The 22,191-nt window shown below is 42.7% G+C and carries 20 protein-coding genes; 14 read left to right on the top strand and 6 right to left on the bottom strand.

Going from position 1 to position 22,191, the window contains the following annotated elements; all coding sequences use genetic code 11:
* Positions 1–220: 220 nt before the first annotated feature.
* The 3 genes from ACFFGV_RS15820 to ACFFGV_RS15830 are packed head-to-tail and all read left to right on the top strand — an operon-like array spanning position 221 to position 3,265.
* Complete coding sequence (locus ACFFGV_RS15820) at positions 221–1,225, top strand: tripartite tricarboxylate transporter substrate binding protein (protein WP_377349831.1); 1,005 nt, start codon at positions 221–223, stop codon at positions 1,223–1,225.
* A 58-nt stretch (positions 1,226–1,283) separates the two neighbouring features.
* Positions 1,284–1,742 (top strand): tripartite tricarboxylate transporter TctB family protein, encoded by a 459-nt coding sequence (locus ACFFGV_RS15825; RefSeq protein ID WP_377349832.1) that lies wholly within the window; start codon positions 1,284–1,286, stop codon positions 1,740–1,742.
* A gap of 14 nt (positions 1,743–1,756) precedes the next feature.
* On the top strand, positions 1,757–3,265 hold the full coding sequence (locus ACFFGV_RS15830) for a tripartite tricarboxylate transporter permease (protein ID WP_377349834.1): 1,509 nt from the start codon (positions 1,757–1,759) through the stop codon (positions 3,263–3,265).
* A gap of 35 nt (positions 3,266–3,300) precedes the next feature.
* Here ACFFGV_RS15830 and ACFFGV_RS15835 read toward each other — a convergent pair whose 3' ends face one another.
* The 5 genes from ACFFGV_RS15835 to phnX all read right to left on the bottom strand — a co-directional run bounded on the left by ACFFGV_RS15835 (position 3,301) and on the right by phnX (position 8,678).
* Positions 3,301–4,326 carry a cytochrome d ubiquinol oxidase subunit II gene (locus ACFFGV_RS15835; RefSeq protein WP_377349837.1) on the bottom strand — a complete coding sequence of 342 codons (1,026 nt, stop codon included), beginning with the start codon at positions 4,324–4,326 and terminating at the stop codon, positions 3,301–3,303.
* Positions 4,326–5,663 carry a cytochrome ubiquinol oxidase subunit I gene (locus ACFFGV_RS15840; protein ID WP_377349839.1) on the bottom strand — a complete coding sequence of 446 codons (1,338 nt, stop codon included), beginning with the start codon at positions 5,661–5,663 and terminating at the stop codon, positions 4,326–4,328. The genes ACFFGV_RS15835 and ACFFGV_RS15840 overlap by 1 nt, the downstream gene beginning before the upstream one ends.
* A 127-nt stretch (positions 5,664–5,790) precedes the next feature.
* Positions 5,791–6,582, bottom strand: a complete 792-nt coding sequence (locus ACFFGV_RS15845; RefSeq protein WP_377349842.1) for a DeoR/GlpR family DNA-binding transcription regulator — start codon at positions 6,580–6,582, stop codon at positions 5,791–5,793.
* Positions 6,583–6,658: 76 nt separating this feature from the next.
* Positions 6,659–7,780 carry a 2-aminoethylphosphonate--pyruvate transaminase gene (gene phnW, locus ACFFGV_RS15850; RefSeq protein WP_377349845.1) on the bottom strand — a complete coding sequence of 374 codons (1,122 nt, stop codon included), beginning with the start codon at positions 7,778–7,780 and terminating at the stop codon, positions 6,659–6,661.
* Positions 7,781–7,859: 79 nt separating this feature from the next.
* The gene (gene phnX / locus ACFFGV_RS15855) at positions 7,860–8,678 is read right to left on the bottom strand and encodes a phosphonoacetaldehyde hydrolase (protein WP_377349847.1); all 819 of its coding nucleotides are present in this window, start codon (positions 8,676–8,678) and stop codon (positions 7,860–7,862) included.
* Between the two features lie 479 nt (positions 8,679–9,157).
* Between phnX and ACFFGV_RS15860 the strand changes: the two genes are divergently transcribed.
* Positions 9,158–9,310 carry a DUF2071 domain-containing protein gene (locus ACFFGV_RS15860; RefSeq protein WP_377349849.1) on the top strand — a complete coding sequence of 51 codons (153 nt, stop codon included), beginning with the start codon at positions 9,158–9,160 and terminating at the stop codon, positions 9,308–9,310.
* A gap of 221 nt (positions 9,311–9,531) precedes the next feature.
* Positions 9,532–9,735: a YkvS family protein gene (locus tag ACFFGV_RS15865; protein ID WP_377351086.1), complete on the top strand. Its 204-nt coding sequence runs from the start codon at positions 9,532–9,534 to the stop codon at positions 9,733–9,735.
* Positions 9,736–9,945: 210 nt separating this feature from the next.
* On the opposite strand, the gene ACFFGV_RS15870 is transcribed toward ACFFGV_RS15865, so the two are convergent.
* A complete protein-coding gene (locus ACFFGV_RS15870; protein WP_377349851.1) occupies positions 9,946–10,860 on the bottom strand; it encodes a hypothetical protein in 915 nt (304 codons plus the stop codon).
* A gap of 292 nt (positions 10,861–11,152) precedes the next feature.
* On the opposite strand from ACFFGV_RS15870, the gene ACFFGV_RS15875 reads away from it, so the two are divergent.
* The 9 genes from ACFFGV_RS15875 to ACFFGV_RS15915 all read left to right on the top strand — a co-directional run bounded on the left by ACFFGV_RS15875 (position 11,153) and on the right by ACFFGV_RS15915 (position 22,178).
* Positions 11,153–12,226 carry a carbamoyl phosphate synthase small subunit gene (locus ACFFGV_RS15875; protein ID WP_377349854.1) on the top strand — a complete coding sequence of 358 codons (1,074 nt, stop codon included), beginning with the start codon at positions 11,153–11,155 and terminating at the stop codon, positions 12,224–12,226.
* Positions 12,210–15,431, top strand: a complete 3,222-nt coding sequence (gene carB, locus ACFFGV_RS15880) for a carbamoyl-phosphate synthase (glutamine-hydrolyzing) large subunit (RefSeq protein ID WP_377349857.1) — start codon at positions 12,210–12,212, stop codon at positions 15,429–15,431. The genes ACFFGV_RS15875 and carB overlap by 17 nt, the downstream gene beginning before the upstream one ends.
* A gap of 15 nt (positions 15,432–15,446) precedes the next feature.
* Positions 15,447–16,394: an ornithine carbamoyltransferase gene (gene argF, locus ACFFGV_RS15885; protein WP_377349860.1), complete on the top strand. Its 948-nt coding sequence runs from the start codon at positions 15,447–15,449 to the stop codon at positions 16,392–16,394.
* Between the two features lie 53 nt (positions 16,395–16,447).
* Positions 16,448–17,662: an argininosuccinate synthase gene (locus ACFFGV_RS15890; protein ID WP_377349862.1), complete on the top strand. Its 1,215-nt coding sequence runs from the start codon at positions 16,448–16,450 to the stop codon at positions 17,660–17,662.
* A 16-nt stretch (positions 17,663–17,678) separates the two neighbouring features.
* Complete coding sequence (argH, locus tag ACFFGV_RS15895; protein WP_377349865.1) at positions 17,679–19,055, top strand: argininosuccinate lyase; 1,377 nt, start codon at positions 17,679–17,681, stop codon at positions 19,053–19,055.
* A 119-nt stretch (positions 19,056–19,174) separates the two neighbouring features.
* Entirely contained in the window at positions 19,175–19,981 is an 807-nt protein-coding gene (locus ACFFGV_RS15900; RefSeq protein WP_377349867.1) for a sugar phosphate isomerase/epimerase family protein, read from the top strand.
* Between the two features lie 85 nt (positions 19,982–20,066).
* Positions 20,067–20,279, top strand: a complete 213-nt coding sequence (locus ACFFGV_RS15905; RefSeq protein ID WP_377349869.1) for a hypothetical protein — start codon at positions 20,067–20,069, stop codon at positions 20,277–20,279.
* Positions 20,280–20,519: 240 nt separating this feature from the next.
* The gene (locus ACFFGV_RS15910) at positions 20,520–20,864 is read left to right on the top strand and encodes an ArsR/SmtB family transcription factor (protein WP_377349871.1); all 345 of its coding nucleotides are present in this window, start codon (positions 20,520–20,522) and stop codon (positions 20,862–20,864) included.
* Positions 20,865–20,879: 15 nt separating this feature from the next.
* On the top strand, positions 20,880–22,178 hold the full coding sequence (locus tag ACFFGV_RS15915) for an arsenic transporter (protein WP_377349873.1): 1,299 nt from the start codon (positions 20,880–20,882) through the stop codon (positions 22,176–22,178).
* The last annotated feature ends 13 nt before the right edge of the window (positions 22,179–22,191 follow it).

Here is a 22,191-nt window from a genome sequence, read left to right on the forward strand (position 1 = left end):
AGGCGTACATGGCTATTTTTGTAGGTCTGTATGGCGGAAAAGAGACGCTGCATGCCAAAAAGGATCACATGCATGGACGGATAGCGCCTCTCTCTTAAGCATAAATTTTATGCATTTTATTAGCTTTAAAGAAGTAAATAAAGCTTATTTTGAAAACGTTTTCAAAAAATGTGTTACGCAGTACAGTTAAGGTATTACTTATGTAGGGGGAGAAAAGGATATGAAGAAAACGCTTGTGAGTTTATTTTGTGCTTCGTTACTGTTTGGTGCGGCTTGTTCTTCTGGTGATCAGGCTTCTGGTACGGGGGAGAACGGAGAATGGACTCCTGAACAGAATATTGAAGTAGTCGCTCCAGCTGGAGCTGGTGGTGGCTGGGATACCACTGCTAGGTCTGTTGCGAAGGTAATGGAGGATGAAGGGATAGTGGAGAAGGACATTGGTGTTGTTAATAAACCTGGAGGTGGTGGATCAGTAGGGTGGTCCTATATAAACGGGAAGCAGGGAAATCCTCACCATTTGTTTGTTTCTTCTCCGCCTCTCATTTTTGTTCCGCTGAATGGGCAAACGGAATTAACGTACGAGAGCTTTACGCCATTAGCTAATATGATTTCAGATTACGGTGCTTTTGCAGTGAAGAAGGGTGCGAAATGGGATAGCTTGACGGAATTATTTGATGATATGAAGGATGATCCTTCGAGTATTACCGTAGTAGGCGCGTCTTCTCCTGGAAGTATGGACCATATGCAATTTGTCAAAATAGCAAAAGCAGCTGGTGTTGATATTAAGAAGATTAAATACGTTTCCGATCAGGATGGAGGGGCATTGACGGCGCTATTGAATGGAAGCGTGGACGTATATTCTACCGGAGTGGCAGAAACGATTGAGCAGGTAAAGGCAGATAAAATTGAGGTGCTAGGTGTAACGTCTGAAGAAAGGCTGGATGGCGAAGTGCTATCTACTTTTCCAACAGCAAAGGAGCAAGGAATTGACGCTACGTTTGTAAACTGGAGAGGTTTCTTTGGTCCTGCGGATATGGACCCTGCTGCAGTGAAGTATTATGAGGAGAAATTGAAGGAAGTTAGTGAATCAGAAGCATTTGCTGATATCCGTTCGAAATATGGATGGAATGAGATGTATAAGGATAGCGAAGAGTACAAGCAGTTCCTAGAAGAACAAACTAAGGATTTGCAGTCCTTACTAGATGAATTGGGGCTCGCGAAATAATGTATCATTCAGCCGGTGGGATATCTCACCGGCTTCAAGTAAAAAGGGTGGTGGTGACATGCTGAAAACCTTAAATCAAAAAATAAGCTTGTTTTTACTCATATTTTCAGGCGGCTATCTTGTTATGAGCTATAATTTGCCGGCATATCCATATGTTCCAGTTGACGCTGACTTAGTACCGAAAGCATTAGGCTATATTATGGTTGTACTCGCTGTATTATTGTATTTCGATAAGCAGTCAGAGACAAACGAAGAGAAAGAGAAAAGGGCGATACCGAAAAAGGAAATCGGGGTCTTGTCTGTCGTAGCTTTCATGATTTTCTGTTATATATTCTTATTCGAGCTATTAGGTTTTGTAGTGGTAACAGCCTTGTTCCTTTTTATTTGCTCTAGGTTTCTGGGCTATACCAATGTAAAAGTAAATGCGATAGTGTCGGTTTTATTCCCGTCCTTGTTATATTACTTATTTCATTATTTATTACAAATTCGATTACCCCAAGGGATCCTTCCCTTTTAAAGGTGTGAGTATAAATGGGTGCTTTTGCAAATATTCTCGATGGATTTCAAGTGGCGTTTAGTGTGTATGGATTACTATTCGTCTCGATTGGAGTAATAGTTGGTACTCTTATCGGTATGCTTCCTGGATTAGGGCCGATAAGTGCTATTGCTATTATGATTCCAATCACTTATGGCATGGAGCCTTCCACAGCGCTCGTCATGATGGCAGGCGTTTATTATGGAGCAGTATTTGGAGGCTCTACTTCTTCTATTTTATTAAATGCACCAGGTATTTCCGGAACAGTAGCAAGTGCCTTCGACGGGTACCCGATGGCGCAGCGAGGGGAAGCGGGGAAAGCTCTTGCTATTGCAGCGATATCTTCCTTCGTAGGAGGAACTATATCGGTTGTGCTCTTAATGCTTTTTGCTCCTGCCTTAGCGCAGGTGGCTGTTGCATTTGGGCCTCCGGAATATTTTGCATTAATGCTAATGGGGTTAACAGCCATTTCTAGTCTTGCAGATGGTTCGACTATCAAAGCGCTCATATCAGCTACTGCAGGATTTATGGTAGCAACAGTTGGAATAGATGGACAAACAGGAACAGCTCGTTTCACGTTTGGAAATGCGAATTTAATGAGCGGATTTGACTTTTTAATTATTGCACTTGGACTATTCGCACTGGCTGAGGTGTGTTTCCTTATAAAAAATCGCCACGATAACTCCTTGAGCCAGCAGTCTAACATTGGTAATTTGAAGCTTGGGAGAAAGGAATTGACAGAGATGCGTGGTCCGATGACACGCCAATCCTTTTTAGGGTTCGTATTAGGCATCTTACCTGGAGCAGGGGCTACAATTGCCTCGTTTATCGGTTATATTTCGGAAAAAAGGATTGCTAAAAAACCAGAAGAGTTTGGAAAAGGGTCTGTCAAAGGCTTATCAGGACCTGAAACGGCAAATAATGCTGCGACAAGCGGTGCTTTTGTCCCGTTATTGAGCTTAGGGATACCGGGATCTGGAACGACCGCCGTTATGCTCGGTGCTTTTATGGTGCTGGGGATACAGCCTGGTCCATTATTAATGCAAGACCATCCTGATGTATTTTGGGGCATTATCGCTTCGATGTACATCGGTAATGTTCTCCTATTAATTCTAAACTTGCCATTAATCCCGTATATCTCTAAAATTCTGAAAATACCTCGGCCGTTACTGATTTCGTTAATGGTAGTCTTTAGTATGCTTGGTGTGTATTCCATCAGCTTTAATGTGTTTGATTTATATGTATTGCTTTTGTTTGGTGTCATTGGGTACTTGATGCGCTTGTTCTCGTTTCCTGCACCACCATTTATTCTAGCCTTCATACTAGGAGGTATGATGGAGCAAGCACTTCGTCAATCACTAACTATTTCGGATGGAAGCTTCCTGATTTTCTTTCAAAACCCAATATCACTTGGATTGATTATTGTTTCTGCTCTATCCTTCGTTATACCTCTTTTAAAGATGAGAGGAAACAAAGAAGAGATAGATCAAACACCGAATATATAAACGAATGTAAAAAGGGCTGTCTTGTGACAGGCCCTTTATTTTTGTTCTAAATATCGCTGGTCCTTCAGGAAAAGCCTCCAAAAAAGGAAAAAGGCTGGAACAAGAATGGATAATCCGATAGCGTAAGCGATGAGAAGCTGATAAAACATTGCAGGGTTTGTAAATCCGTCCTGGACTGTTAAATCCGGATAGACAAGATAAGGCAGGTGAGCAGAACCATATGCGTAGATGGCAAATCCGTATTGTAGAATGACGAAAATAACCGCCGCCCTAGAGTAGCCCACAAGGCCGTTTCGCTGCTTGAAGAAGAGTAAAGAATAACCAATGGCAAATAGCAATATGGACATCCCAAACCCATAAAGGTTGCCCCTAACGTTCTCCACGAGCCAAGAGGCTTCTGTCGGCATGGTAACAATGGTAAGAACAGCAATAACTAGTGTAAGCGGTCCAAGCCAAATGGCATGCATGCGATAGGTGCGAAAGGCACTATCATCCTTAGCCTCACGGGCATAATCCGTTAAGAATAAAGCGGAGAGAAAGAGTTCCGTACTTAAGCCAAAGGCTATGTGCATGTAGGTTGTTGGACTGGAAAGTATTTTACCATATAGTAATTGAGGATATCCGTTGTTAAATTCGACGAAGCCGCCTAGCGTAATCGGTAAAATACTAACGAGCAATGCAGGGATTAATAGTCCGGTTATCCCAGAAGTAATCCGAAATACATCTTTAAACTTGTTTGCATAATTGGCAAATACCATAAAGGTTGTTCGGATGGTTAACAATAGCAGCCCTAACCCCATTGGTACAAGCAGTAAGGTGCCTAGCATGCTGGCCGCGAATGGAAAAAAACTAAATAGTGCAACCACAAGCAAGACTAGAAAAACATTAGTCACTTCCCACGTAGGAGAGAGGAAGCGATTAGCTATAATAGCCGCATTGGTACGGTCGTTTTTTCCGTAAATCATCGCCCAGAAGCCTGCTCCGAAGTCGAGAGACCCTAGCATCGAATAGATAAATAGGAAGCTCCATAAAATGGTGACGGCAATAAGGGATTCTTCCATTACGATTGAACCTCCTTCTCGTTAAACTCAGGATGTACAGGATGGCGTTTGAAATAAAATCGCAGTATGAAAACAGAAGCAAACAGCAACAACACATATAAAGACACAAATAAGACGAAAAGTAGTCCAACATTAGTCGATTGTGTAGCCGCCTCTGTTGTTTTTAATACATTAACAATTGTGTACGGCTGTCGGCCTATACAGCTAAAGCACCATCCCGCCTCAATGGCGATGAGTGCCAGCGGTCCACCTGCAACAAATAAAGCAAGTATCCAGTTGGGGAGCGGTTTTCTTCGAATCCACTTGAGAGCAATAGCCAAAAAGGAAAGACCAATGAGCATGGTTCCAATTCCCACCATAACGTTGAAGAGAGTGTGGATATAAAGAGGGGGCCACAGTTCCTCTGGATATTCCTTCAGTCCTTTCACTTCTGTATCAAATCGATCTCCTGCTAGGAAGCTAAGCGCGTATGGGACTTCAATGGCAAACTTGACTTCCTCCTCTTCTCTAGACGTATATCCACCTATAGAAAGGGGGGCGTATTTAGTTGTTTCAAATAAACCTTCTGCGCCAGCAAGCTTTCTCGGATTGTATTCATGAAGCATTTGTGCTGTTTCGTGTCCATTCACGGCAGTAGCAAGCGACATAATAGCACCAAGATAGATGGCGATGGTTAAGCTTTTTCGATGATATACACGTTCTTCTTTCGTAAGGTTTTTCTGCAGTAATCGGATAGCTCCTATAGAGGCAATTAGAAAGGCGACCGTCATGTAAGCAGAAACAGTAACGTGTATGGCTGTTACGACAAAGCTAGGATTAAAGAAGGCCTCCCACGGATTGACATTTATAATCTTACCCGCATCATTCATTTCAAAGCCCGCGGGGGTGTTCATCCATGCGTGGGCATCTGTAATGAGTACGGCGGAGGCAGTAGCCCCAACTGCAACAGAAATAATACTAACTAACCGAAGCCAAGACGGTAAACGGTCGGCTGCATATAAATAGATAGACATGAACACTGCTTCAATTAAGAAGGCGAAAATCTCAATCTGAAAGGGGAGGGCGATAACCTGGCCAACGATTTCCATGAACCCTGGAAATAGGAGAGAAAGCATGACACCTACAATCGTTCCAGAAGCAATGGAAACAGCTAGTAATATAGCAAATCCTTTCGTCCATCGCTTTGCCATTATTGCATAGTGCTTATCCTTAGTAATTAAATGCATGCATTCTGCAATGATAATCATGACCGGCACACCAACACCGATAGTTGCATAAATAATATGAAATCCGAGAGTGGAGCCAAATAGTGCCCGGGCGAGTACAACCGTATCCAATATAGTTCACCTCAACTGTAATTTTCCTGTTTCCAACATCTATCCTATTTGTCCCGAAAAAGGAAAAAATTATACCCAGTTGGTAGAAAAGGAAAAAGAAGCACACACATAAAAAGCTGAGGAATTACTATTCCTCAGCTGCAGGGGAAATCCACCTTGTTTGCTGCCTTTCCAATGGTAGGTGAAAGTGTTCTGGTGCCGATTCATCGCAAATAACGGCTGTAACGTCTTCTAGACTGGCCATCTTTGCATACGTACGATGATTAATTTTTGTATGATCTGCTAATACGAAAGTTTCCTCCGTGTGGGTAATCAGTTTTTTAGTCACTAATGCTTTGTTAGGGTCATAACTGGTGATGCCGCTTTTTACCTCAATACCATCAGCAACAAGAAAAGCTTTGGTGACAAAAAAGTCTTCCAGCATCTTTTCAGCGATAGGACCTGAGGTTCTTAGGTGGTCTGTATTTACCTCACCACCGATGAAAATAACTCTCGCATCTAGACGTTCTTTTTTCGTGTACTCCATCAGCATATTCAATGCGGGAATAGACGTAGTCATAATAGTTAATTGTTTCTTAGAAATAAGGTGAGGGATCATAGGAAGCGGTGTACTTCCTTCGTCAATATAGATAACGTCATAATCGCTCACTTGTTCCGCTGCGAGCCTGCCGATTGTATGCTTTGCCTTTTCTTGAATGGAACTTCGTTCGTGATGAGGTGGCTCGATTTGCTGATGTATTTTTATAGCGCCACCATATACTTTTTTTAATCGGTTTTCTGCCTCTAAATCATCCAGGTGGCGGCGGATGGTTTCTGTAGATACGTGTAAACGGTTGGCTAAATCGCTCACGCGAACCTTTCCATGTTGCTCCAACAGCTGGACGATGTTTTGTTTTCTTTCCTCTGCAACTAATGACAAACGTCTTTTCCTCCTCAGGTTACCGTTCTTATCACGGGAATGTATCGCAGCATAATATGTGAGAGCTTGTAAGACGTTAAACCGTGGTAAGTTCCCAGTACTTGCTCTCCTTAACAGCCTCTAACAGCCTGTCTATATCTGCTGCATGGACATTTCCGATATTTCCAATTCGGAAGGTTGCAAGGTTCGTCACTTTTCCGGGGTAAATAACGAAGCCCCTTGATTTCAACTCATTATAAAAGGCATCGAAGGAAAAGGTTGAATGCTCTGGATATTGAAAAGCAGTAATGATTGGGGATTGGTTATCGTCTGATAGAAGGGTGGAGAAGCCTAAAGCTCTCATACCCCGCACTAAGGTATTTTGGTTTTCCATATATCTTCTTTCCCTTTCTGATACGCCGCCTTCTGCCTGCAATTCATCCAGCGCCTGTCGAAATGCTCTTACTGTATGGGTAGGGGAGGTGAAGCGCCACTTTCCTTCCTGCTCCTCCATGGTTTCCCACTGATCATACATATCTAAAGATAACGAACGCGATTGACCTTTACACGTCTGTAAAGTGGAGCGATTAGCAATGATAAACCCGAAGCCAGGAACACCTTGAATGCATTTATTGGCACTGCTGATCACGTAGTCTATGTCCATCTGCTCGATATCCATGGTTATCCCGCCAAAGCTGCTCATGGCATCCACGATGTATGTTTTATCGAATTCCTTGACCACTTCACTGATTTCCTGAATGGGGTTAAGCATTCCTGTTGTGGTCTCACAATGTACCACGGCAACATGGGTGATGGCTGAATCAGCTGCTAGCACTTGTCTTAATGACTCTATATCTGGCTGGTGTGTTTCCTCGGTGCGAAAGCTAGTCCAGTTTATTCCGATTGAAGAAGCGATAGTTCCAATACGCTCTCCGTAAGCACCATTCATCACCACTAGTAACTTTCCGTGGGCAGGAATGGAGGAAGTGATGACCGACTCAACACAATAAGTGCCGCTCCCTTGCATAAGGATAACGGTGTATTTCTCGTTTGAAACGTTGGCAACCTGAAGCAGGGATTGGCGGATGGATTGGACGAGTGTCTTGTATTCTTCATCCCACGTGCACCAATCATGAAGCATCGTTTCGCGGACCGTGGAAGTTGTGGTAAGGGGCCCTGGTGTTAACAATAGGTATGGGTTATTTACAGATGAACACATAGTAAACTCCTTTCTGGATGCGCAAAATTCGTATAACTGCAAGAGCTGTAGGAAGTAATTTGGGTGTTTGTTTTTTAGGCTATGATAACAGGGCAGTATGCTCTCCCTCATTCAACTTCTTATTAATATGATCGATAAGAGCAGGGAGCTCTGAGATATCATCCAGCACAAAATGAGCACCGGCATCATATAGTTTCTTTCTAGCGGCTTCCACTCTTTCTGAAAGATTATCCGGTTCCATCGTCTCTACACTTTCTTTCGATAAACCAAGCGTGCTGCTCCCAAGGATAGTTGCAACGGACCACATTCCAGCGTTAAGTCCTTCCTTAATATCCGTAACGGTATCTCCGACCTTTATCATCTGTTTCATAGGATAGACGTTCATGCGCATCGCATTCATATAGCACATCCACGGATATGGACGACCAGCAGGTGCTTCGGTTGAAGTCACAATATGATCAGGCTCGTACCCTTGGTGCTGTGCTTCCCGAGCAATCACATGCATCATTTCTTCCGTGTACCCAGTTGTAGAGCCAATTGCAATCCCAGCATTACGTAAGGAGTTCATCGTGTCTAATACATGGGGGAGCGGTTCTGCATAATGTTCTAAAATGGAAAATAGCATGGGTTCGAAATCTTCATATAAACGTTCTACGTCCTTCTTTGTAGGTGCTTTTCCATGAACAGATATCCACTCTTCCTTTACACGGTCCATATCACAAATGGCACGAATATGGTCTATCTTCAATAAGCCCATAGGCGCTCTTGCTTCCTCATATGTAATCTCTACATTGCGGTTATAAAATACTTCCCTGAAAACTTGAACCGGAGCAAAGCAGCCATAATCTACTGTAGTACCTGCCCAGTCAAAAATAATGCCTTTAATGTTATTCGTCATACGATTTCATCCTTTCCATTTATAGTTGTTGATAGATAGGGGGCTTCATAAGAAGCACTAATTTCATTTTCTAAAGCAGCTATTCTATTGCAGAGAGCGGCCTTTTATGACTATTGTTCAAACGTTTGATCAATACGGAATGGCACACTATTCTCTGTTAACCCTACTTAAGCATTGCTAGCTTAGTACGATTCCAACACTATAGAGGCTGCCATCATAACAACAAACCACCATTTTTCTTGCTCAAAACTTTGGGATTTAGGCTGTCTTGTGGGGTGTTGTATGTTCAATGTATCGTCTCTATGTAAAGCGGATATTAACAAACAGTTAATGTTGGTTTTGTTTGTGTTATTTTGTTGTTTCCTGTTGTTTTTGCTTTGGTATGTTGCAGGAAGGATAAAAGAGGACTTCTAGGGTATAGCAGATGAAATAGAGTGGACTCAAAGGGAAAGGGTAGGGGTGTGCAGGTGCTTATATCAATGAAGTGGGAGCATGTGCTTTTTGCACATTGGAAAGTAGAAAAGGATATAGTACAGGAGTCACTTCCGGAGGGGATGAAGGTAGATACATATGATGAGTTATTCCGATTAGCCAACCTTCCTGTTCCGAAGGGGGAGCCTCATCTTATGTAAAGACAAGAAATGGTGGTAACCGCAAAAAGGATAAAAAAAGTGACATGATTGGTCGGTACCACTACGAAAAATAAAGCTTTTTACGAAATATATTAGAAATTACCAATTATTTTATGTATGATGGATAGAAAGTATTGAAAAATTGGAAACCAACAGACAAGTTATTCGTACAAATAGGTAAGAAGTTAGTATTGTAAGGAGGAGTATGGAAATTGGCTAAAGTGGTTCCAGATGATAAAACAGCAAATTTTGGAGATGTCGTTAGATTCGAAAGAGGCGGTATGGTATTAGAAGGTAAAGTGCTCCCAAGCTCATGCGCCAACTCCGTCATCGTCGATTTGAGCATTATGGAAGGGTTCAAAGACCTGGACATGGAGCACGACCGTACTGTGGTCAATCACAATAAATATAAAGTAGTATCCTAATAGGAATAACAAAAAAGCCTGATCGCTTAAGTGATCAGGCTTTCCGTTTGAAATAGAGTCTTTCATGTTAGCTTGGTTCCGAGGTAATGAGGGGTTAGAAAAAGCAGTTGATTAGGCTGCAGCATTCCTACGCTTCAGCCTAATCTTCATTTCAAACTTTAATCGTAATGGAGGTACAGAACCTCCTGACTTTAGGAATAAAGGAGAGAGCTAAAGCCTATTAAATGTTCGTAAGGAAATGAGGGCACCGAGTGTCAGGGTACCGGACCATTCTTGTTTAGCCTGTTCCCATACGTCTAAATCCGTCGTCCATTCCCACGGAGGTGTGATACGGCCATGTTCTTCCAGTTTATCAATAAAGAAGTCTAGATTATCCTCTACTTTAAAAGCTGGAATGCCAAAATGGTTCGCTTCTGGAGTTGGGATAAACTTAAGAGGGAAGGGAACATATTTCTCCCAATTTTCCCGATCCAGCTTCACTAACGACTGAACAGCTTTTGTTAGCTGTCTTTCTACCTTTTCAGTCCGTTGAGCTGGAACCATAGCAAGCAACCGTAAGTAACAATACATTTCATGCTCTGATTCAAACGTTTTTAGCTCTAATAGATGCTGAACAGCCTGATCCACTAATTTAGGCACCTGCAACACCTGAACCTTGTCCTCGAACAAATGCAGATAGCCTATTAATTCCGCTGAAGGATTCCCCCAATTCTCATCAATCCAGCTCATCCCATTATCGTGCACAGACCACCAAAAGGCATGAGGGTAATCGTTGACCTCTGGTGGAACAGCAAGCCACCCCTGACGTTCCTCTAAAAAGGTATATTCCAGATATTGAATAGCCAGCGTAATCATTTCATCAGCTTGAGGATGATCAGCCAGTCTTACAAGGTGTTGTAAAGCAACAGAGGTAGCCATAGGGGAGGACGCTTTTAGCCTAAAGTCAGCTTCAAGTCCGTTGCCAAAGCCACCATCCTCATTTTGATACGATTTTAACGCCTTCAAAACCTCTTCTGCACTTCCGTTGTTGAATTCGTATTGAAATAATGACTTCTCTAAGGGGCGACCCTTCTCCAAAATAAAGTCCATCGCACCCTTATACGCTTTCGTACTTAGCACTTTCATTTTATTGCCTCCTTCCTATCTATCTTTTACCTTAGCAGATTTTAATCTTCAATTCTCCTAATAGTAATGAAACGGTTGGGATTTTATGCAGGATAATGAATGTGGTATTCATGTAAGGTCTTGCGGAATAAAATGAATGGGGAGATTCAATCCTTTATTATTAACGGTTTTATAAAAATATTTAAAAAATTACATCTTTTATATTGTATATTAATTCTTGTTTATGTATAATAATTCGCAACGAAGACATTTTCATATACCACAAAAGATTTCCAGGTTAGGAGAGAGGTCTATGGCTAGTAAAGGATACCTTGTATTAGAAACAGGGGAAGTATGGGAAGGGAAATGGATGGGAGATAAAAGGCCGACAGAGGGTGAGGTAGTCTTTAATACGAGCATGACAGGCTATCAGGAAATCATTACAGATCCATCCTACGCTGGTCAAATGATTGTTTTCTGCTATCCGCTTATCGGCAATTATGGAATTAATGATATAGATTTTGAGAGCTGCGTACCTCATCTAGCAGGCGTTATTACTGGAGAGGATTGTGAAGCTCCCAGTCATTTTCAATCCATTCAATCCCTGCATCATTACTTAGAGCACCAAGGGGTTGCTGGGTTGTCTGGAATCGATACCCGGGCCTTGGTCAAGACTATACGAAAGCAAGGGACGATGAAAGGGAAGCTCGTTTTTGAAATCCCTTCTTCATTAGAATGGGGGAAAACGGAGCCATCTCATGTTCCGGTCGTTTCCGTTACACAGCCGATTACGTATGAACAGGAAGGGCCGCATATTATCCTGATAGATTTCGGCTATAAGAAATCTATTCTTGATTATTTACTCAAGCTAGGCTGTAAGGTTACAGTCGTGCCTTATAACACAAGCTTCGACACAGTGAAAGGGTTAAAGCCGGATGGGATAATGCTAAGTAATGGTCCTGGTAATCCAGAAGGGATATCCAATATACTGCCAGCTATTCAGCAGATTACCTCAACTTATCCTACATTTGGTATTTGTCTAGGGCATCAGCTGCTTGCGTTAGCCTATGGAGCTACAACTTCTAAATTAACGTATGGACATCGAGGGGCAAATCATCCGGTTCAGCATGTTGATTCTGGCAAGGTATATATAACCTCCCAGAACCATGGCTATGAAGTGAATAAAACAAGTCTAAAGAACACCCCGTTTATTCCAACGTATCACAATATTAACGACGGTTCTGTGGAAGGGATGAAGCACCACACCTTGCCGATTGCTTCGGTACAGTTTCACCCTGAAGCTCACGCAGGTCCGTCTGATACCGAATTTATGTTTCGGGATTTTATAGAATTGGTAGGTGAGAGCACATATGCCACGACGTCCTGATCTTCAAAAGGTACTCATTATTGGCTCAGGTCCAATTCAAATTGGGCAGGCAGCTGAATTTGATTATTCTGGTACACAGGCCTGCATCGCTCTGAAGGAAGAGGGCATAGAGGTTATCCTTTTGAATAGTAACCCAGCAACCATTATGACAGATCCTATGATGGCAGATCGTGTGTACATGGAGCCGCTTACAATAGAAGTAGTGGAAAAAATTATCTCAGCAGAACAGCCACAAGGCTTAATTGGAACCCTTGGTGGACAGACCGGTTTAAATTTGACTATGGAACTAGAGGAAAAGGGTATTCTGGAGCAATATGGAGTAGAACTGCTTGGAACATCATTAGATTCTATTAAACAGGGAGAGGATCGGCAGCTGTTCCGCCAATTAATGCTGGACATTGACGAACCCATTCCTGATTCCAAAATGGTTTCTACAAAAGAGGATGCCTTATCCTTTGCAGACTCTATTACGTACCCTGTCATTGTCCGTCCTGCCTATACACTTGGTGGAGAAGGAGGGGGAGTGGCATATAACAGCCAAGAACTAGAGGAGATAGCTAGAAAAGGTCTTCAGCTCAGCCCTATTCATCAGATACTCGTAGAAAAAAGTATTCTAGGCTGGAAGGAAGTAGAATATGAGGTGATGCGTGATGCAAATGACACGAGCATAATCGTATGCAATATGGAAAATATTGATCCTGTTGGAGTTCATACGGGAGACTCGATGGTAGTAGCTCCTTCTCAAACGCTGACGGACCATCAGTACCAAATGCTACGTGATGCCTCGGTGAAGGTCATTCGAGCTCTGGATATCGTTGGAGGCTGTAACATTCAATTTGGACTCGACCCATATTCTAATAATTATTATGTTATTGAAGTGAATCCTAGAGTAAGCAGATCCTCTGCACTAGCATCGAAGGCAACGGGCTATCCGATTGCGAGCATGGCTGCCAAGTGTGCTATTGGCTACCATTTACACGAATTACCGAATCCGATTACCCAGAAAACCTTTGCCTCCTTCGAGCCCGCTTTAGATTATATTGTGGTAAAGCTTCCTCGTTTTCCATTTGATAAGTTCCCAGAGGGCGATCGTGTGCTGAATACACAGATGAAAGCAACGGGAGAAGTTATGGCAATGGATCGAACGTTTGAAGGTGCGATGAATAAGGCCATCCGGTCATTGGAAGCAGATCGGTATAGCCTAACATCTCAGGATTATACAGATCTAACCCAAGAAGAGTTATTACAAAAGCTTAAAACACCAACAGATGATCGCTTGTTTGTCATTGGTGAAGCATTCCAACGAGGCATTTTGTTAGATGTAATAAAGGAACAGACCATGATGGATCCGTGGTTTCTCGTCAAATTAGAGAACATGGTTCGCTTGGAAAAGGAAATTCGTGACCTTATGGTTCTTTCTAAATCTACAATTTTAAAGGCAAAGCAATATAACGTGAGTGATGCTTATCTTGCGGATTGCACCGGGCTATCACTGCTCGATTTTCGCAAAATATTAAAGCAGCTAGACGTAAAGCCTGCCTACAAGCAGGTGGATACATGCGCTGGTGAATTTGAAGCAATGACACCGTATTATTACTCTACCTGGAAGGGTCAGGATGAAGTAGAGGACCAACAAGGCGGGGAGAAAGTGCTCGTCATTGGTTCCGGACCTATCCGAATTGGTCAAGGCATCGAGTTTGATTACGGTTCTGTGCATGCTGCAATGGCCCTAAAGGAGAAGGGGTACACAGCGATTGTAATGAACAATAACCCAGAAACGGTCAGTACGGATTATACGGTTGCCGATCGGCTGTATTTTGAGCCGCTTATGCTGGAGGACGTATTATCTGTCATAGAAAGAGAACAAGTAGATAAAGTGCTCCTTCAATTTGGAGGTCAAACAGCTATAAACCTAGCGGAAGGACTAGAAGAATGCGAGATTACTATACTAGGCACATCAGTAGAGGGGATTGAAAAGGTAGAAAATAGGGAGAGTTTTTTCTTTACCTTGCAGCAGCTAGAAATCCCTTATATAAACGGTACTTCAGTTACAGAGCAGGATGACATTAGTCAAGTGGCTAGTAAGCTTCAGTTTCCGGTCATTGTAAGGCCCTCGCACGTTATTGGCGGTCAATCCATGTTTCTGTTTGATCAAAAAGAAGATTTCTTGCATCATGCAAAACAATGGAAAATAACGAACACTCGGATGTGGCCGCTCCTTGTAGATGAATATCTGCCAGGGAAAGAATGTGAGGTAGATGCAATCTGTGATGGAAAGGATATTCTGATACCTGGGATTATGGAGCATATGGAAAAGGCTGGAGTTCATTCGGGTGACAGCACCGCAGTTTATCCACCGTTAACCATTACCGAAGAGGAAAAGGAAACCATTCATCGGTACACTCATTTGTTAGCAAAAGAAATGGGAGCAGTTGGAGTCATCAATATTCAGTTTGTCCTCCACGAAGGCCGTGTCTATGTATTGGAAGTTAACCCACGGTCGTCTAGAACAATTCCTATCATAAGTAAAGTAACCAACGTTCCGATGATTGAATTAGCTGTCCACACCCAGCTAGGCATGTCTCTCAGGGAGTTGGACTATGGAACAGGATTGTTACCAGAAGCGTCATTTTATGCTGTAAAAGCACCTACCTTCTCGGATTACAAGCTGCACCAGGTAGATCATGCGCTCGGTCCAGAAATGAAATCGACGGGAGAGGTATTAGGGGTAAGCACGAACCTTGATGATGCTATTGCGAAAGCATGGTATCAAACAAAGCTGGAAAAGGAGTCTACTATCTTGTGCTCCTTAAAAGAAGAAGAAAAGGTTGCTAGTTCTATACCTATATTTAAGGCATTAAAGAAGCAGGGAGTTACGTATAAAGCAACACCGAATACAGCAGCTTTCTTCCATAAGCATGGGCTAGAAGCGGAACGGATAGAGAAAGACATGACGACAATAGAGAATGAAATAAAGCATCAATCCATTGATGCAATAGTGTGTACTCCGACACTTGGGCGTAAGAAGGATCGATTTGGATTTCAAATAAGAGCTTTGGCGACAAGATACCGTGTTCCTATGTTTACGCATATTGATACCTTTAAGCTAGTCCCGTATTTACTGAAAGGAAACGTATCGGCTACAGTAGGAACAATTGAAGATAGTCGCTCCAAAAAAGCATATTCCTACAAACTCTATTCGTAAGGAAGGATGAAGAGAATGCCATCAACTATTGCTAGCGGAACGAAGGATTTCTTAACTATTGGAGAATGGTCTGCTACAGAAATTTTCGATGTACTGGAGAAAGCGACAGTATTGAAGAACCAGCAAAAATCAGGTACCCAGCATAAGGAGCTTGAAGGGAAAATATTAGGAATGATTTTCGAAAAATCATCTACCCGTACTCGGGTATCCTTTGAAGCCGGGATGATTCAATTAGGGGGAAATGCCATCCATTTAAAATCAGATGACCTTCAGCTTGGCCGCGGTGAGTCCGTTGAAGATACTGCGATGGTTTTATCGCAATATGTGGACGCCCTCATGATTCGTACATTCGGTCATGATATTATCCAGCGCTTTGCTGATGCTGCAACAGTACCTGTCATAAATGGCTTGACAGATATGCATCACCCTACCCAAGTAATGGCTGATTTGCTGACAATTAAAGAGGTAAAAGGTGGTCTCCAAGATGTAAAGGTTGCCTATATCGGCGATGGCAATAATATGGCTCATTCGTTTATAGAGGGGGCGGCGAAAACAGGTCTCCACCTTTCCATAGCAGCGCCGGTCGGGTATGAACCAGATAAAAAGATCGTTGCTGCTGGAGAACAAGAAGCAGCACTAACAGGAGGCTCTGTTTCCATTACAGCGGACCCAAAGGAAGCAGTAGAGCATGCAGATGTCATTGTGACAGACGTATGGGCAAGCATGGGGCAAGAGGAGGAACAGGCAGCAAGAATGGGAGCATTTCAGGGATTTCAGGTGAACGAGGATTTATGCTCCTATGCCAAACAGGATTACACCTTTATGCATTGCCTCCCAGCTCATCGAGGGGAAGAGGTCACCTCCCAAATTATTGATGGTTCTCATTCTGTTGTGTTTGAAGAGGCACAGAACAGATTGCACGTGCAAAAAGCCATTATGCACTATCTTTTGTCAGGTAAATAACGTATAAAAATACCTAAAACATTATAAAAATTCATTTTGAAGGAGTGGAGATAATGAGTAACGGCAAAATCGTTTTGGCGTATTCAGGCGGGCTGGATACATCCATATGTATTAAATGGCTAGAAGAAAAGTACGGTTATGAAGTAATAGCATTAGGTCTTGATGTGGGAGAAGGAAAGGATTTAGAAACCATTCAATCCAAGGCTTTACAAGTAGGGGCTGTCAAAGCACACGTTGTGAATGCGAAGGAAGAGCTTGCAGAAGAGTACCTTTTACCCGCTCTTAAGGCGAACACTATGTACGAAGGAAAATACCCTTTATCTTCAGCACTATCGCGTCCTTTGATTTCTAAGCTGCTTGTTGATGTCGCAGAGCAGGAAGGAGCTGTGGCGGTTGCCCATGGATGTACTGGAAAAGGGAATGACCAGGTTCGCTTTGAGCTGTCCATTCAAGCTCTAAATCCAAATCTGAAGGTGATTGCTCCCGTTCGAGAATGGGGTATGACAAGAGATGAGCAGCTTGCTTATGCTAAGGATAAAGGTATAGCTGTACCGGTAACGACTGAAAACCCGTTTTCTATCGACGCCAATATATGGGGGCGTGCCTGTGAGGCAGGAGTGTTAGAGGACACGTGGGCTGAAGCACCAGAAGCAGCATTTGACTGGACGAATCCATTGGAGCATACCCCGGATCAAGCTGAATATGTAGAAATTGAGTTCGAAGAAGGTCGTCCCGTTGCCTTAAACGGGGAGAAGAAAGAATTGGTACCACTTATTGAAGAATTAAATGTAATGGGTGGAAAGCATGGGGTAGGACGTATTGATCATGTAGAGAATCGTCTTGTTGGTATCAAATCAAGGGAAGTGTATGAAAATCCAGCTGCACTCATTCTCATCAACGCCCATAAAGAGCTTGAATTCCTAACCCACACCAGAGAGGTATCACAGTTTAAGTCGACGGTCGATCAGCAATTGGCGAAGCTCATATACGATGGACTGTGGTTCTCTCCATTAAAATCCTCTTTAGAGGCATTTATTGAAGATACCCAGAAAGTAGTGACGGGAACTATTCGCGTGAAGCTTCATAAAGGCCATTACAGTGTGGTTGGACGTAAGTCAGCATACTCCTTGTATAATGAAGAGCTTGCGACGTATTTAAAGGGTGATATGTTCGATCATCAAGCCGCTGAAGGGTTTATTAAGCTTTGGGGTCTTCCTACGAAGGTACACGCCGAGGTCCATCGGAAGCAACCCGTATCCCAGTTATAAGAGAGGAGGAAGGAAGATGTCCAAATTATGGGGCGGACGTTTTACGAAGGAGACGAACGATCTAGTAGAGGAATTCACAGCTTCGATCCAATTTGACAAGGCATTCGCAGAGGAAGACATTGAAGGCAGTCTTGCCCATGTTACCATGCTGGGTGAATGTGGAGTGTTATCAGAGGAAGAGGTCACTCAAATTCAAACCGGACTCATTACAATCCTGAACCAAATAAAGAATGACACGTTTGCGTACTCTATTGCTGACGAGGACATTCACATGAATATAGAACGTGCTCTTATAGAGGAAATTGGTACTGTCGGCGGGAAGCTGCATACAGGGCGCAGCCGAAACGATCAAATTGCGACAGATATGCACTTGTACCTCGACCGAAAGACTAAGAAATTCATCGAACAAATTCGGCTCGTTCAACAAGCGATAGTAAATCAGGCTGAAGCAAACGTGCAAACGATATTGCCGGGGTACACTCATCTTCAAAGAGCTCAACCGATTTCGTTCGCCCATCATATAATGGCTTATTTCTGGATGCTGGAACGAGATAAGTGCAGACTGCAGGATAGTCTGAAGCGTATCAGCATCTCACCATTGGGAGCGGGGGCTCTAGCGGGAACGACCTTTCCGATAGAACGCACACGAACTGCTGAAATTCTTGGGTTTATGGATGTTTACCCAAATAGCATCGACGCTGTCAGCGATCGGGATTTTATATTAGAATTCATGTCCATTGCCTCCACTATTATGATGCATGTATCTCGATTATCCGAGGAGCTTGTTTTATGGGGGAGTGAGGAGTTTAGTTTCGTGGAGCTCGATGATTCCTTTTGTACAGGGTCAAGTATTATGCCTCAGAAAAAGAACCCAGATGTACCAGAATTATTACGAGCGAAAACGGGTCGTGTAAATGGAAATCTCATCGGGCTTTTGACTGTATTGAAAGGCTTGCCGTTAGCGTATAACAAAGATATGCAGGAAGATAAGGAGGGGATGCTGGATACCGTTAAGACACTTGACGGTACATTACAGCTACTAGCACCTATGATTGACACGATGGTAGTGAATAAAGAGAAGATGAAGCATTCCGTTCAAACCGATTACTCCAATGCGACCGATATTGCTGATTACTTAGTGAATAAGGGATCGTCGTTCCGAGATGCACATGAGATAATAGGTAAGATAGTATTGTACGGTCTGGAGCATGGGCTTTATTTATTAGATATTGATTTGGAAACCTATAAGCAGTTTAGCGGCCTATTTGAAAAGGATATATTTGAGGTACTCCAGCCGAAAGCCGTTATGAACGCACGGAGCAGCTATGGAGGTACCTCAGAGGAGCAAGTTAAACAGCAAATAGAATACGGAAAAACTTGTCTATCGTCGTAAGCGGGAACTCTCGCTTACGTTTTTTTTGTGGAATGATGCTTCTAACCACCACAGGAAGAAGGAATTCTCCTGCGCCTTACAGAAAAAGGAGGAGAGACACACAGAAAGGAGACAGGAGCATGCATAAGCTAGCGATATCTGGTAGTACGATTATGTCAGATGAGGATAAATTTCATGAGCTGTTACGAGATGATGTTCACCATATCGAAATTGGGGAATTCTCAAACGAGCAATCCTTTCAGAAGTTCCTCCACATGAAGGGGCAAACAAGCTTCGGGGTACACTCACCGCTATTTCGGCACCAGAGTAAGTATGATTTAATCGAAAGTGTTCATATGGAATCAGAACAAGCATGGAGTCAATTAGAAGAGGAAGCAAGGCAGCTGGCAGAGCTAGGAGCTGAGTATGTTCTCGTTCATTTTCCGTATTTTCAAGGAACTCCCAAAAAGGACGCTGCAGCAGCTATAGAGGAAGGACTGCGTAAACTATCTGCTATTCAAGCTGCATATGATATCCCATTTGTTTGTGAGCCAAAGCTTGGTCTTCAAAGGAGTGGTGCTGCTATACGATACTTATATGACTTCCCGATGGAGATTTGGGAGAAATACAATATTCAGCTCTGCCTCGATTTAGGGGATTATGCTATGGCGGTGGGAGATGAGCTGCCGCGTCATATAGCGAAATGGAGTCCATTTGTTAAGGTAGTTCATTTACATAATGTCTATTATACAGAGGAGAAATATTTCTGGAATATGATTCATCCCAGCCAGGAAACAGACACCGATTTCTTTCACCTGCAATCTGCTATACAGCAGCTTGCAGAGGGACATGATAAGTATTTTGTATTAGAGCATACCCCTCATACTGGCCCGACCGAGAAACGGGTACGAGAGGGGATTGCCTGGGTTCAGAAATTAATCACCTAAATGCCCTTAAGATAATGGGTAGGAAGTATGTAACATATACTATAGGGCAGACGTAAGCAGAAATAATCAAGGAGGCATTGCGTGTATGCAACTTCTTATTATCCACTGGTATGACTGGATTTCACCAACTAATCCTGTGGCTGCCATTTGCATGGGGGTCCTTTTTACAATCATTGCTTGCTTTATGGTATGGGGAGAAACGAAAAATAAACAACATGTCTTTTACGCATTCATGACCGGAGTGGTAGTAACCTTTTTGGGAGTATCTCTATTGACTGCACTAGGATTTTATGCGTAGAAGGACAGACTAGGGTCATATGCTGGTGAGTTTGTCTCCTTTACACCTGCGGGAACCACGTTTAGTTAGTGGTTCTTTTTTTCGTGCAAATGAAATAGAATATAATCATTGAATTATATAATTGTTTGCTTATATAATGGAGGAGGATTAGTGAAGGGCTATTATGGGTTCTGGGTAAGGAGGCGCTTGTTGTAAATATAAGCATATCATTATATAATGATAAGATGGAGGTGATGGTTCATGGAGAAAACCATCTTATCGGTGCAAGAAACAACGCAAACACTTAAATTACTCGGAGATCAAACGAGACTAACGATCGTTGGATTGCTACGAGATAACGAATGTTGCGTCTGTGAGTTTGTTGAGATTTTACAAATGTCTCAGCCAGCTATCAGTCAGCATTTACGAAAATTAAGAGATGCAGGGATTGTGAAGGAGCAGCGAAAAGGGCATTGGATCTTCTATTCCTTGAATGAAGATCATTTAGCCTACGATTTAACTCGGGAAATTCTCAATCATGTCCCTGACCAACGAGAGAAGATCACCGCGTTGGAGCAATCCGGAAAACGCATCGTTTGTGAGTAAAGAGGGGGAGAGGTATTGGATTCAGGTGTCATCATAGCTATACTCATTTTCCTGGTTACGCTCGTATTTGTGATTTGGCAGCCTAAAAATTTAGGGATTGGCTGGACGGCATGTACGGGTGCTATTCTGGCATTATTAGCTGGAGTAGTTGATTTTCAGGACGTAGCCACAGTAACAGGCATTGTATGGAATGCCACGCTCGCTTTTATCGCTATTATTATTATCTCACTCATATTGGATGAGATTGGATTCTTCGAATGGTCAGCGTTACATATGGCCAGAATATCGAATGGAAACGGTTTGAAAATGTTCGTCTACATTGCATTACTGGGAGCTGGAGTTGCGGCCTTGTTTGCAAATGACGGTGCTGCCCTTATTCTAACTCCAATCGTATTAGCGATGGTTAGAGCGTTAGATTTTGAAGAACGGAATATCTTTCCATTTATTATGGCAAGTGGTTTTATCGCAGATACGACTTCCTTGCCGCTTGTAGTTAGTAACCTAGTAAATATTGTCTCAGCTGATTTCTTTGATATTGGCTTTTTGGAATATGCATCCCGGATGATTATTCCAAATATCTTTTCACTGGCAGCTAGTATTCTTGTGCTGTTCCTCTATTTTCGAAAGGATATTCCAAGAACATACGATACAGCCCAATTAAGAAAACCGGCTGAAGCCATTAAGGACCACAAGATGTTCCGTCTTTCCTGGTGGGTGCTCGCCGTATTATTAGTTGGATATTTCGCCAGTGAATTCTTGTTCATCCCAGTATCCATTATTGCTGGAGTGGTAGCGATTTTCTTCCTGCTGATGGCAAGAAGAAGCCCTGCTGTCCAAACCACAACGGTTGTAAAAGGGGCACCATGGGCCATTGTATTCTTCTCTATTGGGATGTACGTTGTCGTGTATGGACTTCGGAATGTCGGGCTCACCGATTTACTGGCAAATGTTATTGAAGCCGCCGCCCAGCAAGGACTGTTTATTAGTACTGTTTCCATGGGCTTTATAGCAGCTATATTATCCTCTGTTATGAACAACATGCCAACAGTAATGATAGATGCTCTTGCCATAGCAGATTCCAATACTAGCGGCATTATTAAAGAAGGACTTATCTATGCCAACGTAATAGGTAGTGATTTAGGTCCTAAAATTACACCGATTGGGTCACTGGCAACCTTATTATGGCTCCACGTGTTATCCCAAAAGGGAGTTAAAATATCTTGGGGATATTACTTTAAAGTTGGTATCATCCTCACCGTTCCAACACTATTTCTTACGCTCGTAGGACTGTACCTAACGTTAACCTTACTATAATAATTACAAAGGA

Source organism: Pontibacillus salicampi (assembly GCF_042434395.1).
Classification (GTDB): Bacteria; Bacillota; Bacilli; order Bacillales; family BH030062; genus Pontibacillus; species Pontibacillus salicampi.

What these genes read in the sequence shown, in the direction of transcription:
- ACFFGV_RS15820 (WP_377349831.1), top strand. Translation starts at nt 221, where the DNA reads ATGAAGAAAACGCTTGTGAGTTTATTTTGTGCTTCGTTACTGTTTGGT.
- ACFFGV_RS15825 (WP_377349832.1), top strand. Translation starts at nt 1,284, where the DNA reads ATGCTGAAAACCTTAAATCAAAAAATAAGCTTGTTTTTACTCATATTT.
- ACFFGV_RS15830 (WP_377349834.1), top strand. Translation starts at nt 1,757, where the DNA reads ATGGGTGCTTTTGCAAATATTCTCGATGGATTTCAAGTGGCGTTTAGT.
- ACFFGV_RS15835 (WP_377349837.1), bottom strand. Translation starts at nt 4,326, where the DNA reads ATGGAAGAATCCCTTATTGCCGTCACCATTTTATGGAGCTTCCTATTT.
- phnW (WP_377349845.1), bottom strand. Translation starts at nt 7,780, where the DNA reads ATGTGTTCATCTGTAAATAACCCATACCTATTGTTAACACCAGGGCCC.
- phnX (WP_377349847.1), bottom strand. Translation starts at nt 8,678, where the DNA reads ATGACGAATAACATTAAAGGCATTATTTTTGACTGGGCAGGTACTACA.
- ACFFGV_RS15860 (WP_377349849.1), top strand. Translation starts at nt 9,158, where the DNA reads ATGAAGTGGGAGCATGTGCTTTTTGCACATTGGAAAGTAGAAAAGGAT.
- ACFFGV_RS15870 (WP_377349851.1), bottom strand. Translation starts at nt 10,860, where the DNA reads ATGAAAGTGCTAAGTACGAAAGCGTATAAGGGTGCGATGGACTTTATT.
- ACFFGV_RS15875 (WP_377349854.1), top strand. Translation starts at nt 11,153, where the DNA reads ATGGCTAGTAAAGGATACCTTGTATTAGAAACAGGGGAAGTATGGGAA.
- carB (WP_377349857.1), top strand. Translation starts at nt 12,210, where the DNA reads ATGCCACGACGTCCTGATCTTCAAAAGGTACTCATTATTGGCTCAGGT.
- argF (WP_377349860.1), top strand. Translation starts at nt 15,447, where the DNA reads ATGCCATCAACTATTGCTAGCGGAACGAAGGATTTCTTAACTATTGGA.
- ACFFGV_RS15890 (WP_377349862.1), top strand. Translation starts at nt 16,448, where the DNA reads ATGAGTAACGGCAAAATCGTTTTGGCGTATTCAGGCGGGCTGGATACA.
- argH (WP_377349865.1), top strand. Translation starts at nt 17,679, where the DNA reads ATGTCCAAATTATGGGGCGGACGTTTTACGAAGGAGACGAACGATCTA.
- ACFFGV_RS15900 (WP_377349867.1), top strand. Translation starts at nt 19,175, where the DNA reads ATGCATAAGCTAGCGATATCTGGTAGTACGATTATGTCAGATGAGGAT.
- ACFFGV_RS15905 (WP_377349869.1), top strand. Translation starts at nt 20,067, where the DNA reads ATGCAACTTCTTATTATCCACTGGTATGACTGGATTTCACCAACTAAT.
- ACFFGV_RS15910 (WP_377349871.1), top strand. Translation starts at nt 20,520, where the DNA reads ATGGAGAAAACCATCTTATCGGTGCAAGAAACAACGCAAACACTTAAA.